Source organism: Streptomyces sp. NPDC002779, assembly GCF_042888685.1.
GTDB lineage: Bacteria > Actinomycetota > Actinomycetes > Streptomycetales > Streptomycetaceae > Streptomyces.
Map to the genome: position 1 here is coordinate 1,039,761 of NZ_JBIAQC010000001.1, position 13,624 is coordinate 1,053,384.

13 protein-coding genes are annotated in these 13,624 nt (G+C 71.9%); 2 read left to right on the forward strand and 11 right to left on the reverse strand.

The annotated features are described in order from the left end of the window. The first annotated feature begins 62 nt into the window (after positions 1–62). Both ACFYW5_RS04740 and ACFYW5_RS04745 read left to right on the forward strand, forming a co-directional pair. Positions 63–551, forward strand: a complete 489-nt coding sequence (locus ACFYW5_RS04740; RefSeq protein WP_389415448.1) for a YajQ family cyclic di-GMP-binding protein — start codon at positions 63–65, stop codon at positions 549–551. A 267-nt stretch (positions 552–818) separates the two neighbouring features. Continuing rightward, positions 819–2,063, forward strand: coding sequence for an APC family permease (locus ACFYW5_RS04745; protein WP_389415643.1), 1,245 nt, complete (start codon positions 819–821; stop codon positions 2,061–2,063). A gap of 26 nt (positions 2,064–2,089) precedes the next feature. On the opposite strand, the gene ACFYW5_RS04750 is transcribed toward ACFYW5_RS04745, so the two are convergent. From ACFYW5_RS04750 to ACFYW5_RS04800, 11 genes are all read right to left on the reverse strand, one after another. After that, the gene (locus tag ACFYW5_RS04750; RefSeq protein WP_389415449.1) at positions 2,090–2,650 is read right to left on the reverse strand and encodes an SMI1/KNR4 family protein; all 561 of its coding nucleotides are present in this window, start codon (positions 2,648–2,650) and stop codon (positions 2,090–2,092) included. Between the two features lie 94 nt (positions 2,651–2,744). After that, the gene (locus tag ACFYW5_RS04755) at positions 2,745–3,146 is read right to left on the reverse strand and encodes a YccF domain-containing protein (RefSeq protein ID WP_389415450.1); all 402 of its coding nucleotides are present in this window, start codon (positions 3,144–3,146) and stop codon (positions 2,745–2,747) included. Next, complete coding sequence (htpX, locus tag ACFYW5_RS04760; RefSeq protein ID WP_389415451.1) at positions 3,143–4,006, reverse strand: zinc metalloprotease HtpX; 864 nt, start codon at positions 4,004–4,006, stop codon at positions 3,143–3,145. The genes ACFYW5_RS04755 and htpX overlap by 4 nt, the downstream gene beginning before the upstream one ends. A 179-nt stretch (positions 4,007–4,185) precedes the next feature. Next, entirely contained in the window at positions 4,186–5,709 is a 1,524-nt protein-coding gene (locus tag ACFYW5_RS04765) for an NADH-quinone oxidoreductase subunit N (protein WP_389415452.1), read from the reverse strand. After that, a complete protein-coding gene (locus tag ACFYW5_RS04770; protein ID WP_389415453.1) occupies positions 5,706–7,280 on the reverse strand; it encodes a NuoM family protein in 1,575 nt (524 codons plus the stop codon). The genes ACFYW5_RS04765 and ACFYW5_RS04770 overlap by 4 nt, the downstream gene beginning before the upstream one ends. Before the next feature lie 6 nt (positions 7,281–7,286). Then, positions 7,287–9,281, reverse strand: a complete 1,995-nt coding sequence (locus tag ACFYW5_RS04775; RefSeq protein ID WP_389415454.1) for an NADH-quinone oxidoreductase subunit L — start codon at positions 9,279–9,281, stop codon at positions 7,287–7,289. Continuing rightward, positions 9,278–9,658 carry an NADH-quinone oxidoreductase subunit NuoK gene (gene nuoK / locus ACFYW5_RS04780; protein ID WP_389415455.1) on the reverse strand — a complete coding sequence of 127 codons (381 nt, stop codon included), beginning with the start codon at positions 9,656–9,658 and terminating at the stop codon, positions 9,278–9,280. Before nuoK ends, ACFYW5_RS04775 begins: the two co-directional genes overlap by 4 nt. Next, the gene (locus ACFYW5_RS04785) at positions 9,658–10,272 is read right to left on the reverse strand and encodes an NADH-quinone oxidoreductase subunit J (protein ID WP_389415456.1); all 615 of its coding nucleotides are present in this window, start codon (positions 10,270–10,272) and stop codon (positions 9,658–9,660) included. The genes nuoK and ACFYW5_RS04785 overlap by 1 nt, the downstream gene beginning before the upstream one ends. Continuing rightward, the gene (locus ACFYW5_RS04790; RefSeq protein ID WP_389415457.1) at positions 10,272–10,823 is read right to left on the reverse strand and encodes a NuoI/complex I 23 kDa subunit family protein; all 552 of its coding nucleotides are present in this window, start codon (positions 10,821–10,823) and stop codon (positions 10,272–10,274) included. Before ACFYW5_RS04790 ends, ACFYW5_RS04785 begins: the two co-directional genes overlap by 1 nt. Next, the gene (locus tag ACFYW5_RS04795) at positions 10,823–11,791 is read right to left on the reverse strand and encodes an NADH-quinone oxidoreductase subunit H (RefSeq protein WP_389415458.1); all 969 of its coding nucleotides are present in this window, start codon (positions 11,789–11,791) and stop codon (positions 10,823–10,825) included. Before ACFYW5_RS04795 ends, ACFYW5_RS04790 begins: the two co-directional genes overlap by 1 nt. After that, positions 11,788–13,518, reverse strand: coding sequence for an NADH-quinone oxidoreductase subunit C (locus ACFYW5_RS04800; RefSeq protein ID WP_389415459.1), 1,731 nt, complete (start codon positions 13,516–13,518; stop codon positions 11,788–11,790). Before ACFYW5_RS04800 ends, ACFYW5_RS04795 begins: the two co-directional genes overlap by 4 nt. Positions 13,519–13,624 lie beyond the last annotated feature (106 nt).

Sequence of the window (13,624 nt, forward strand, 5' to 3'; positions counted from 1 at the left end):
CGGTCGCCCCCACGTACGCCGATACGCACCGACACGGACCCCGATACAAGGAGCCACAGCACATGGCCGACTCCAGTTTCGACATCGTCTCGAAGGTCGAGCGGCAGGAGGTCGACAACGCCCTCAACCAGACCGCCAAGGAGATCTCGCAGCGCTACGACTTCAAGGGCGTGGGCGCCTCGATCTCGTGGTCCGGCGACAAGATCCTCATGGAGGCGAACTCCGAGGACCGGGTGAAGGCAGTCCTCGACGTCTTCCAGTCCAAGCTGATCAAGCGTGGCATCTCGCTGAAGGCGCTGGACGCGGGCGAGCCGCAGCTCTCCGGCAAGGAGTACAAGATCTTCGCCACGATCGAGGAGGGCATCTCCCAGGAGAACGCCAAGAAGGTCGCGAAGATCATCCGTGATGAGGGCCCGAAGGGTGTGAAGGCCCAGGTCCAGGGCGAGGAGCTGCGCGTCAGCTCCAAGAGCCGCGACGACCTTCAGACCGTCATCGCGCTGCTCAAGGGCAAGGACTTCGACTTCGCGCTCCAGTTCGTGAACTACCGGTGACCAGCCGGTCCGGAGCACTGCGGAGCGGCTAGGCGCGTGACGGGCGGGATGGACGGCCCGGCGCGACGGCGGTGGGCCGCCGCGAGAAAGGGCGGGTACCTGGGTGGGTGTCCGCCCTCCCCGTCTGCCGACGGGGAGGCAGAAAGTCCTTGCTGATGGGGTGGCGTGTCCGTCGATCGTGCTTTTGTTCCCCTCCTGTTGCTGACGGGGACGTCGCCGCTGCACCGGGCGTTTGCGACGATCAGTAGGGTTCGGCCCATGAAGCCCATGACACAGTCCCCTGCCGGGCTCCGGCGCACCCTGGGGGTGGGCGACGCCGTGGTCATCGGGCTCGGTTCGATGATCGGGGCCGGGATCTTCGCCGCCCTGGCGCCCGCGGCGCACGCCGCCGGGACGGGGCTGCTGCTCGGACTCGCCGTCGCCGCCGTGGTCGCCTACTGCAATGCCACCTCCTCGGCGCGGCTGGCCGCCCTGTATCCGGCCTCGGGCGGCACCTATGTGTACGGCCGTGAGCGGCTCGGGGAGTTCTGGGGCTATCTCGCGGGCTGGGCGTTCGTGGTCGGGAAAACGGCCTCCTGTGCGGCGATGGCGCTGACGGTGGGCGCGTACGTCTGGCCGGACCAGGCGCACGCGGTGGCGGTCGCGGCCGTGGTGGCGCTGACCGCGGTGAACTACGGCGGCCTGCAGAAGTCCGCCTGGCTGACGCGGGCGATCGTGGCGGTGGTGCTGGCGGTCCTCGCTTCCGTGGTGGTGGTGTGCCTGTCGTCCGGGAAGGCCGATGCCGGGCGGCTGGACATCGGGACCTCCGGTGGTGCGGGCGGTGTGCTTCAGGCGGCCGGGCTGCTGTTCTTCGCGTTCGCCGGGTACGCGCGCATCGCGACCCTCGGCGAGGAGGTGCGGGATCCGGCGCGCACCATCCCCCGCGCGATCCCGGTCGCCCTGGGTATCGCGCTCGCGGTGTACGCGTGCGTGGCGGTGGCCGTCCTGTCCGTGCTGGGCGCAGGCGGTCTCGGCACCGCGGAGGCGCCGCTGGCCGACGCGGTCCGGGCCGCCGGTGTGCCGGAGCTGGTGCCGGTCGTCCGGGTCGGTGCCGCGGTTGCCGCGCTGGGGTCGCTGCTCGCCCTGATCCTGGGCGTCTCCCGGACGACGCTGGCCATGGCGCGTGACCGGCATCTGCCCGGCGCTCTGGCGGCCGTGCATCCGCGGTTCCAGGTGCCGCACCGGGCGGAGCTCGCCGTGGGTGCGGTGGTCGCGGTGCTGGCCGCCACGGTGGACGTGCGCGGGGCCATCGGGTTCTCCTCCTTCGGTGTGCTGGCGTACTACGCGGTGGCCAATGCCTCGGCCTGGACGCTCGGGTCGGGTCCGTCGGCTCGGGTGGTGCCGGCGGTGGGTCTGGTGGGCTGCGCGGTCCTGGCGTTCGCGCTGCCCTGGGTGTCGGTGGTCGTCGGTGCCGGGGTGCTGGCGGCGGGCGTCCTCGCGTACGGCGTACTGCGGTGGAGGGCGGCCCGGTAGGGCGGCCGGCTGCTCTCCCCCGGGGGCTAGGACGCCCGCCTGGTCCGTATGCGGAAGTCGGTCCACGGGACCATGTCCATGTCGTCGTTGGTCTCCTCGTACCAGCCGGTGCCTTCGACCCAGGTGTGCAGCCAGAGTTCGAGGCTGGGCGCGTCCACGTACCAGGCGTGGTCGCTGGTGTCGGCGTTCGGTTCGAAGAGCAGGACGGGGGCCTCGGGGGCGTGGCAGTCCACGCACGCGTACATCGCGCAGCCCCAGTGGGAGATCGGCAGGACGCCCTCGGGCCAGGGCCAGTCGGGGTCCTTGCGGCCGCTCTCACGGTTGGCGAGGTACTGCACGACGGCCGCGGGTTCGCCGGACGGGGGCCCTTCGAGGAGGGGCAGCAGGCCGTACTCCGGGCCGAAGCCGCCGTCCCCTATGCGCAGGTAGAGCTCGGCGAGCAATGGGGGCAGGGAGAAACCCAGGGCGGTCTCGGCGCGGGCGAGGGCGGCCGCGTCCACGGGCTCGGGGAGGGAAGCCCAGCCCCACGGGCGGGTGTTGTGGGCCTTGGCCGCCACCCGTGTCAGCAACTGCTCGATCTCGGTCATGCGTTCATGATGCAATCCGGCACTGACAATCGAGCGGAGCCTGTGGACAACCTCCGGCTTGTGGACAACCAGCGGCCTGCGGACGGGCTGTCGGCTACCAGCGGCCCGTCGACGCGAACGCCTGGTCGGTGCGGACGATTTCGCGCCCCATCGGCAGGAGCGAGACCGGGATCAGCTTGAAGTTGGCGATGCCCAGCGGGATGCCGATGATCGTGACGCACAGCAGGAGGCCGGTGGCGATGTGGCCGAGCGCCAGCCACCAGCCCGCCAGCACCAGCCACAGGACGTTGCCGACGCAGGACGGCGCACCCGCGTCCCGGCGTTCGACCGCCGTGTACCCGAAGGGCCACAGGGCGTAGATGCCGATGCGGAAGGCGGCGATGCCGAACGGGATGCCGATGACGGTGATGCAGAGCAGCACGCCCGCGACGAGGTAGGCGAGGAACAGCCAGAAGCCGCTGAGGACGAGCCAGATGACGTTCAGAACTGTCTTCACTGGTGGGTACCTGCCATCTTCTCGAGCCGCGCGATCCGCTCGGCCATCGGCGGGTGCGTGGTGAACATCTTGGACAGCCCCTGTCCCGGGCGGAAGGGGTTCGCGATCATCATGTGGCTCGCCGTCTCGATCCGGGGCTCCGGGGGCAGCGGAAGCTGCTTGGTGCCTGTTTCGAGTTTGCGCAGGGCGCTGGCGAGGGCGAGCGGGTCGCCGGTGAGCTGGGCTCCGGAGGCGTCCGCGTCGTACTCCCTGGAGCGGCTGATGGCGAGCTGGATGAGGCTGGCGGCGAGCGGGCCCAGGAGCGTGATCAGCAGCATGCCGAACAGGCCGGGTCCGTCGTCGTCGTCCGAGCGGCCGATCGGGATCAGCCAGGCGAAGTTGACCAGGAACATGATCACGGAGGCGAGGGCGCCGGCGACCGACGAGATCAATATGTCCCGGTTGTAGACATGGCTGAGCTCGTGACCGATCACTCCGCGCAGTTCGCGCTCGTCGAGCAGGCGCAGGATGCCGTCGGTGCAGCACACGGCGGCGTTGCGCGGGTTGCGGCCGGTCGCGAAGGCGTTCGGTGCCTCCGTCGGGGAGATGTACAGGCGTGGCATGGGCTGCCGGGCCTGGGTGGAGAGGTCGCGGACCATGCGGTACAGCGCCGGGGCCTCGAACTCACTCACCGGGCGGGCGCGCATCGCGCGGAGCGCGAGTTTGTCGCTGTTCCAGTACGCGTACGCGTTCGTGCCCAGGGCGATGACGACGGCGACGACGAGCCCCATGCGGCCGAAGAAGCTGCCGATGGCGATGATGAGTGCGGACAGTCCCCCGAGGAGTACTGCGGTCCTGAGCCCGTTGTGCCGGCGGTGCACGGTACGCCCTCCAAGTGGTGCGGCAGGGGAACCCTTTGCTGGTCGATCTCCGATGCCACTGGTGTCGTGGTGACACGTCCAGTGGACCCTCCCGTACTGGTCAACGCCAGGCGAGGGTCTGGGGTTCCCTTGGGCGCACGGCCCCGCCGATGGGCCGTCCGGGTGATGCCGCCGCGGCCCTAGAAGAGGCCGGTGTCCGCGAAGCGCAGGACCAGCTGGGGTGCACCCGACAGGGCGACGGCGAGGACCGCGGTGAGGGAGAGGGCCGCCGTGAGGGGGACGGGCACGGCGTGCCGGACGGGCTCGCCCTCGGGGGCGCGGAACAGCAGCGCCGTCCACTGGAGGTAGTAGAACAGCGCGATGACGACGTTGACGGCCATGACCACGGCCAGCCAGCCCAGGCCCGCGTCGACGGCCGCCGAGAACACGGTGACCTTGGCGAAGAGGCCGATGATGCCCGGCGGCAGCCCGGCGAGGCAGAGCAGGAAGAAGGCGAGAACCAGGGCGGAGACCGGGTTACGCGCGTACAGGCCCCGGTAGTCGGTGAGGCGGTTCAGGGAGCGGGTGCGGCCCACCAGGGCGGCCACCGCGAAGGCGCCGAGGTTCACGGCGCCGTACATGAGGGCGTAGGCCACCGTGGAACCGATGGAGCGTTCGGCGTCGTCGGAGTACGCGGCTGCGGCGATCGGTACGAGGAGGTAGCCGGCCTGGCCCACCGACGACCAGGCGAGCAGGCGTACCGCGCTGTACGCGCGCGTGGGGTGCTGGCGCAGGGCGCCCACGTTGCCGACGGTCATGGTGAGGGCGGCCAGGACGGCGAGCGCCGGGCCCCAGACCTCGTCGTACGAGGGCAGCGCGATGACCGTGATCAGGATCAGGCCGGAGAAGCCGACCGCCTTGCCGACGACCGAGAGGTAGGCGGCTACGGGGAGGGGGGCGCCCACGTAGGTGTCCGGGACCCAGAAGTGGAAGGGGACGGCTGCCGTCTTGAAGGCGAAGCCGACCAGGGTGAGGACAACGCCGGTCTGGGCGAGGGTGTGGAACTGGCCGTCGACGTCCTGGATGCGCTCGGCGATCTGGGTGAGGTAGAGGGTGCCGGTGGTGGCGTACACGAAGCTGATGCCCATCAGGCTGACCGCGGTCGCGGTGACCGAGGACAGGAAGAACTTCAGGGCCGCCTCGGAGGACTTGCGGTCGCCGTGGCGGAGGCCGACGAGGGCGAACGCGGGCAGGGAGGCGACTTCCAGGGCGACGACGAGTGTGGCGAGATCGCGGGAGGCGGGCAGCAGGGCGGCGCCCGCCGCGGAGGAGAGCAGCAGGAACCAGAACTCCCCTTCGGGGAGGTTCTTGGCGTCGTCCTTCAGTGCGGTGACCGACAGCAGTGCGGCCACAAGGGCGCCGCCGAGGACCAGCAGTTGCAGCACGAGCGTGAAGCGGTCGGCGGTGTAGCTGCAGGTGTCGGGGGCGCCGGTCAGGCAGAAGGTGGAGCGGTCACCGTCGGCCAGGGGCAGCAGCATCAGCGTCGAGGCGGCGAGGCCGGCGACGGACACCCAGCCGAGCAGCGCCTTGCGGTCCTGTCCGACGAAGAGGTCGGCGACCAGGACGACGAGACCGACGACGGCCGCGAGGGTGGGCGGCGCGATGGCGAGCCAGTCGACGTCCTGGACGAGGGACGCGGCCAGCGGCTGGGCCGGGGAGCTCATCGGGTGCCTCCTGCGAGAAGCTGCTGGACGGCCGGGTCAGTCAGGCCGAGGAGGGTTTTCGGCCACAGGCCGGCGACGACGGTGAGGGCGACGAGCGGCGTCCAGGCCACGAGTTCGTACGGCTGTACGTCGGCGAGCTTCGGGGCCTGCTGCGGTACGGCGCCCATGCAGACCCGGCGGACCACGATCAGCAGGTAGGCGGCGGTGAGCAGAGTGCCGAACGCGCCGATGGTCATGAAGGTGAGGAAGGCCGGGCGGCTGAGCTGGTCGGCGGGTTCGAAGGCGCCGAACAGGGCGAGCATCTCGCCCCAGAACCCGGCGAGGCCCGGCAGGCCCAGCGAGGCGACCGCGGCGAAGGCGATCAGCCCGCCGAGGCGCGGGGCCTTGCCGTACAGCGCCGCCCCGGTCGCCTCGGCGAGGGTGTCGAGGTCGGTGGTGCCGGTGCGGTCCTTCAGGGCGCCGACCAAGAAGAAGAGCAGGCCGGTGATCAGGCCGTGGGCGATGTTGGCGAACAGGGCGCCGTTGACGCCGGTCGGGGTCATCGTCGCGATGCCGAGCAGCACGAAGCCCATGTGGCCGACGGAGGAGTAGGCGATGAGGCGCTTGAGGTCGCCCTTCGCGCCCCGCTTGGCCAGGGCCAGACAGGCCAGGGATCCGTAGATGATGCCGACGACGGCGAAGGCGGCGAGGTAGGGCGCGAAGTCGGCGAAGCCGTCGGGGGTGATCGGCAGCAGAATCCGGACGAACCCGTACGTACCCATCTTCAGCAGCACACCGGCCAGCAGGACCGAGCCGACGGTCGGGGCAGCGGTGTGGGCGTCGGGCAGCCAGCTGTGCAGCGGCCACATCGGCGTCTTGACCGCGAGCCCGAGACCGATCGCCAAAACGGCGATGACCTGCACGGATGTGGTCAGCGACCGGCCGTTGTCAGTGGCGAGTGCCACCATGTCGAATGTGCCCGCCTTGATCCCGATCAGGAGCAGGCCGAGCAGCATGACGACCGAACCGAGCAGTGTGTAGAGGATGAACTTCCAGGCGGCCTGGGTCCGCCCCGCACCGCCCCAGCGGGCGATGAGGAAGTACATCGGGATCAGGACCATCTCGAAGGCGAGGAAGAACAGCAGCAGGTCGAGGACGGCGAAGGTGGCGAGGGTGCCGGCCTCCAGGACGAGCAGCAGGGCGACGAACGCCTTCGGGGTCGGGCCCGCGGGCATCTTGAAGTACGAGTAGAGCGCGCACAGGAAGGTCAGCAGCGCGGTCAGGACCAGAAGGGGGAGGGAGATGCCGTCGATGCCGAGGTGGATGCGCACATCGAGTGCGGGGATCCAGCTGATGTCCGTCGTGGCCTGCATCTTCGACGGCTGGTCGTGGTCGAAGCCGAGCGCGAGGACGATCGCGGCGATGAGGACCGTGCCGGTGACGGTCACGCCGTGCCGCAGCACGGCCTGCTCGGGTGACTTCCCCTTCAGCCCGGGCGGGGCCGGCAGGAGAGCGGCGGCGGCACCGATGAGCGGGCCGACGACGATCAACGCCAGAAGAAACTGCATCACGGACTCGTTGATATCGATCACGCCTGCTCACGCTCCCGTGGCGACGAGGACGGCGGCGACCGCCAGGACGACGGTTCCGGCGAGCAGCGTGCTCACATAGGTCTGCACATTGCCGGTCTGGGCACGCCGTACGGCGATGCCGAGCCAGCGGGGCACAGCGCCCGCCCCGCGGACGTAGGTGTCGACGACCTCGCGGTCGAGGAACCGGACGAGACTCGCGCCGGCCTGGACCGGGCGGACGAAGAGGGTCGCGTACACGGCGTCCAGGTGGAAGCCGACGGCCGCGTGGCGGTGCAGCGGGCCGAGCAGGAGACGGCCCGGATCCGCCGGGTCGGACGCCGAGGCCACGTCTCCGTAGGCGGCCGCGTGGCTGGCGATGGCCTCGGCCTCGACCTGTGCGGCGTCGCCCTCGGGGTGGGCGGCGACCGCGCCCAGCGGGACGCGGCCCGCGAGCGCGGTGGTGTGCCGCCAGGCCGCGTAGGTGACGATGCCGCCGACCAGGGCCACGCCGGTGCCGAGGACCGAGGTGGTCAGGGTCGGGGCGAGGTCACGGCCGTCGAACCAGTCGGGCAGCGTTCCGTAGGCGAAGGCGCCGAAGGCCAGCGACGGCACGGCCAGCACCCACAGCACCGAGGTCATGGTGAGCGGCTGCCGTCCGTGGTCGGGGGCCTCGGCTCCGTGGCCGCGGAAGGCCAGCAGCCACAGGCGGGTCGCGTACGCGGCGGTGAGCAGGGCCGTGAGCAGGGCGGCGACCAGGACGATCCAGCCCGCGGCGCCGGGGGCGTGCTCGGTGTGGCCGGTGGAGACGTGCTCGGCGGCGCCGAGGACGGACTCCTTGGAGAAGAAGCCGCTGAACGGCGGGATCGCGGCGAGCGCCAGGAGCGCCACGGTCATCGTCCAGTAGGCGTCCGGGACCCGGGCGCGCAGGTTCCGCATGCGGGACATGGCGGCCAGCGAGTTGGTGCCGGCGGCGTGGATGATCACGCCGGCCGCGAGGAACAGCAGCGCCTTGAAGGCGCCGTGCGACAGGAGGTGGAAGACGGCGGCACCGCGGTCGGCGACGGCGAGGGCGCCGGTCATGTAGCCGAGCTGGCCGATCGTCGAGTAGGCGAGGACGCGCTTGATGTCGTCCTGGGCGAGCGCGCACAGGGCCGAGCCGGCCATCGTCACGGCGGCCATGACGGCCAGGAGGACCATCGCGGCCTGGGAGGCCTCGAAGACCGGGAGGAGACGGGCCACGAAGTAGACACCGGCGGCGACCATCGTCGCGGCGTGGATCAGCGCGGAGACGGGGGTCGGGCCCGCCATCGCGTCGGGGAGCCAGGTGTGCAGCGGGAACTGCGCCGACTTGCCGGCCACGCCCGCGAGGAGCAGTACGGCGATCAGCGTGGGGTGGTCGAGGCCGCCGCTCGCGACGGTGCCGAGGATCTCCGTGATGCGGAAGGACCCGGCATCGGTGGCCAGGGCGAACAGACCGATGAGGAAGGGGACGTCACCGAGCTTGGTCACCAGGAAGGCCTTGAGGGAGGCGGCGCGGGCCTCCGGGGTCTCCCAGTAGTGGCCGACCAGGAAGTACGAGCAGATGCCCATGATCTCCCAGCCGACCAGCAGCACCATCAGGTCGCCGGAGTAGACGACGAGCAGCATCGCGGAGGTGAACAGGGAGACGAGGGCGGCGTACGAGGGATAGCGCGGGTCGTCGCTCAGGTAGCCGGTCGAGTAGATCTGCACGCAGGAGGCGACGAGCGCGACCAGCACGGCGACCAGGGCGGCGAACCCGTCGATGTGCAGGGCGAGGTCGATCGGGACCGAGCCGGTGGGCGTCAGTTCGGTGGCGGCGTTCAGGGCCTGGCCGCCGCCCTGGTCGACGGCGACCCAGACGGCGAGCACGAGGGAGGTGAGCACCGGCAGGACGGCGAGCGGGCGGACGTAGCCGGGGGCCGTGCGGCCGAGGAGCAGGCCGACGGCCGCGCCCAGGAACGGAAGGAGGGGGACGAGGACGGCGAGGGTGGTCGTGGTCACGCGGTGGCCTCAGCCTTCTCCTCGACGGGGGCCTGGACGTCCGGGGTTTCGCTCTCGTGGCCCTCGGCGGTGTCGCGGAGCCTGTCGATGTCCGCGGTGCCGCGGTTGCGGTGGACGGCGAGGACGATCGCCAGGCCGATGCCGATCTCGGCGGCGGCGATGGCGATGGTGAACAGGGTCAGGGCCTGGCCGGAGTGCAGGGTCTCCTCGGCGGCCCGGCTGAGCCAGACGTCGAAGGCGACCAGGTTGAGGTTGACGGCGTTGAGCATCAGCTCGACGGACATCAGGACCAGGATCGCGTTGCGACGGGCCAGCACGCCGTACAGGCCGGTGCAGAACAGGAGGGCGGAGAGCACGGCGGGATAGGCGAGGTGCATCAGCGGGCGCCTTCCTTGTCGGCCTGGGCGGCTCCCCCGCCGTCCGGTCCGGCGCCGCCGCCGGCCGTGGGCGGGGCGTCGGCCTTCGCCTTGCGGGACAGGACGATCGCGCCGACCAGGGCGGCGAGGAGGAGGACGGAGAGGGCCTCGAAGGGGAGGACCCAGTTCTGGAAGAGGGCCTTGCCGGTGACCTCGGTGGAGCCGGCGGGGGCGCCGTCGAGATCGATCCAGGTGGTGCGGAAGGCGTCGACGACCACCCAGATCAGGGCGGTCGCGGCGGTGAGCGCCACGCCCAGGGCCACCCAGCGGTTGCCGGAGTCGGCGTCCGGGGAGCGGCCGATGGGGGCGCGGGTGAGCATCAGACCGAACAGCAGGAGGACGACCACGGAACCGACGTAGATGAGGACCTGCACCCAGGCGATGAACTCGGCGGTGAGCAGGAGGTACTCGACGGCGAGGCCGCCGAGGGTGACCACGAGCCAGAGGGCGGCGTGCACCAGTTGCCGGGTGGTGACGGTGACCAGGGCCGCGCCGAGGGTGACCAGGCCGACGAGGAGGAAGGTGATCTCCACGCCGGTCGGGGAGAGGAAGCCGTGCGTATCAGCGGCGAGCATCACGGCTGTCCCTCCTGAGGTTCGGCCTGGGCGGCGGCGAGTTTCTCCGCGGTCTTGCGGGCCGCGGCGATCTCCTTGGGCTCCTCCGCGCCGGGGTCGAGGGCGGGCGGGGCCGGCACGGTCCACATCCACTCGCGGAGCTTGTCGCGCTCGTGGGTGAGGTCGCGGATGTCGGTCTCGGCGTACTCGAACTCCGGGGACCAGAACAGGGCGTCGAAAGGACAGACCTCGATGCAGATACCGCAGTACATGCACAGGGAGAAGTCGATGGCGAAGCGGTCGAGGACGTTGCGGCTGCGTTCGCGGCCGCCGGGGGCCGCCGCCGGGACCGTCTCCTTGTGGGAGTCGATGTAGATGCACCAGTCGGGGCACTCACGGGCGCAGAGCATGCAGACCGTGCAGTTCTCCTCGAACAGACCGATCACGCCGCGGGTGCGGGGCGGGAGGTGGGGCTGGGCGTCCGGGTACTGCGCGGTGACGGACTTCTTCGTCATCGTGCGCAGGGTGACGGCCAGGCCCTTGGCGAGGCCGGAGCCGGGGATGGGGGCCATTACTCGATCACCACCTTGACGACGCCGGTGAGGGCGATCTGGGCGAGGGCGAGGGGGACGAGGAGGGTCCAGGAGAGCTTCTGGAGCTGGTCCTCGCGCAGTCGTGGGTAGGTGACGCGCAGCCAGATCACGACGAAGGCGAGGAGGGCGGTCTTCAGCAGGGTCCAGACCCAGCCGAGGCCGTCCTCGCCCCAGGGGCCGTGCCAGCCGCCGAGGAAGAGGACGGTGGTCAGGCCGCACAGGACGACGATTCCGGCGTACTCGGCGAGCAGGAACAGGGCGAAACGCAGGCCCGTGTACTCGGTGTACGCGCCGAAGATGATCTCGGAGTCGGCGACCGGCATGTCGAAGGGCGGGCGCTGGAGTTCGGCGAGGCCCGCGACGAAGAAGACGATCGCGCCGACGATCTGCCAGGGCAGCCACCACCACTCGAAGGCGTGGAGGATGCCGGGCAGGGAGACCGTGCCGGCCGCCATCGCTACGGAGGCGGCGGCGAGGAGCATGGGGAGTTCGTAGGCGAGGAGCTGGGCGGCGGTGCGCAGGCCGCCGAGCAGGGAGAACTTGTTGGCGGAGGCCCAGCCGGCCATCAGCGCGCCGAGGACGCCCACGCCCATCACGGCGAGTACGAAGAAGACGCCCGCGTCGATGACCTCGCCGACGGCCCCTTCGCCGGGGCCGATCGGGATCGCCAGCAGGACGAGGAGGTACGGCAGGAGGGCTACGGCGGGGGCGAGCTGGAAGATGCGGCGGTCCGCGCCGGCCGGGACCACGTCCTCCTTCTGCGCGAACTTCACTCCGTCGGCGACGAGCTGGGCCCAGCCGTGGAAGCCGCCGGCGTACATGGGGCCGAGGCGGCCCTGCATGTGGGCCATCACCTTGTGCTCGGTCTGGCCGATCAGCAGGGGGAAGGTGAGGAAGACGACGAAGACGACGAGGAGTCGCAGGGTGACGTCGAGCACGTCGTTCACTGCGGGCCTCCTGAGGGGTGCTTGGGGTCTTCGGCGGGGGGTTGGGCGGGGGTGTGGGGGTGGTCGTCGTCGGTGGGGGCGCCCGGGCGTTCCTCGGCGGGGGCGCCGGGCTGGGCGCGGGTGGGGGCGCCGGTGCGTTCCTCGGCGGGGGCGCCGGGCTGGGCGCGGGTGGGGGCGCCGGTGCGCTCCTCGGCGGGGGCGCCGGGCTGGGCGCGGGTGGGGGCGCCGGTGCGCTCCTCGGCGGGGGCGCCGGGCTGGTCGACGGTGGGGGCGCCGGTGCGCTCCTCGGCGGGGGCGCCGGTGCATTCCTTGGCCGGGTCCTTGGGCGCGGCTTCCGGGGAGGGCTCGGGCGCGGCTTCGGGCGCGGCTTCCGGGGAGGGCTCGGGCGCGGCTTCGGGCGCGGCTTCCGGGGAGGGCCGGGTTGCGGCCTCCGGCGCGGCTTCGGGTGAGGACTCGGGCGCGGCCTCGGTCGCAGCTTCCGGCGAGGACTTGGGTGCAGCCTCGGGCGAGGACTTGGCCGCGGCTGGCGGCGCTGCTTGGCGGGGGGTGGCGGTGTTCTCGGGTGCCGGCGGGGTCGGCTCGTTCGTCGGCTTCGGGTCCTTCTTGGACGGTTCCTCGAAGGCTGGGCGGGCGTGGTGCCAGGGGGCGTCCGCGCTGCGGGGGGCCGCGGGCTGGGTGTCCTCGGCCGCCGGGGGCTGGGTGCGCTGGCTCGCGGAGCCCTCGTTCACGCCGCGGGAGCGGCGGGAGGTGGGGGCGCCGGTGGTGTCGCCCGCACCCTCGCGGCCTGCCGCCTCCGTACCCGCCTGCTGGCTCGCGCTGCCCTCGTTCACGCCGCGGGAGCGGCGGGAGGTGGGGGCGCCGGTGGTGTCACCCGCACCCTCGCGGCCTGCCGCCTCCGTATCCGCCTGCTGGCTCGCGGAGCCCTCGCTCGCGCTGCGGGAGCGGCGGGGCGGGGTCGCCGCGGGGGCGCCCTCCGCCGAAGGCGCCGCCGTACCGGCCGCCGCGGCCTGGCTAGCCGAGCCTTCCGAGGCCGACCGGGCACGGCGTACGGGACGGTCTCCCGCAGCCCCAGCCGCAGCACCCGCACCCGCCGCGCGGGCCGGACGTTCGCCCGCCGCGCGGCCCGCACCCCGCGCCGGGCGGGCCGGGGCAGGCGGGAGCTGGCCCTTGAGCGGGCCCCACTCGTTCGGGTCGGGGACGCCGGGCGGAAGCATCTGGCGGCGCTTGGGGCCGCCGTGCTCGGACTCCCCCGGTTCCTTCGCGCCGGGCCAGGCCTTGGCGACGCGGGCGGCCAGGACGAAGTCCTTGCGCAGGGGGTGGCCCTCGAAGGTCTCCGGCAGGAGGAGGTGGTCCAGCGCCGGGTGGCCTTCGAAGGTGACGCCGAACATCTCGTGCGTCTCGCGTTCGTGCCAGGCCGCGCCCGCGTAGACCGTGATCGCGGACTCCAGGGCCGGAGCCTCGTGCGGCACGGTCGTGCGCACCAGCAGCCGGCGTACCGGGGCCAGGGCGGCCACATGGGCGGCGACCCGGAAGCCCGTGCCGGGTTCGTCGACCGCGCTCAGCCAGTCGAAGTATGTGCAGCCCAGTTCGTCACGCGCCGTACGAAGCGCGGAGGTCCAGGACGCCGACGGCACGTCGACGGTCAGGACGTCGTAGGACTCCTCGGCGGTGGCCTCCGCGCCGAAGAGCTCTTCGACGGGGGCGGGCAGCCAGCCGACCGTGCTCATCTCTCCTCCCCCGCGTCCGAAGCCGAACCGGACCCGGACGCCGGACCGGGCTCAGAAGCCGAACCCGCCCCGGACACCGGATCAGACCCAGATCCAGACCCCGACC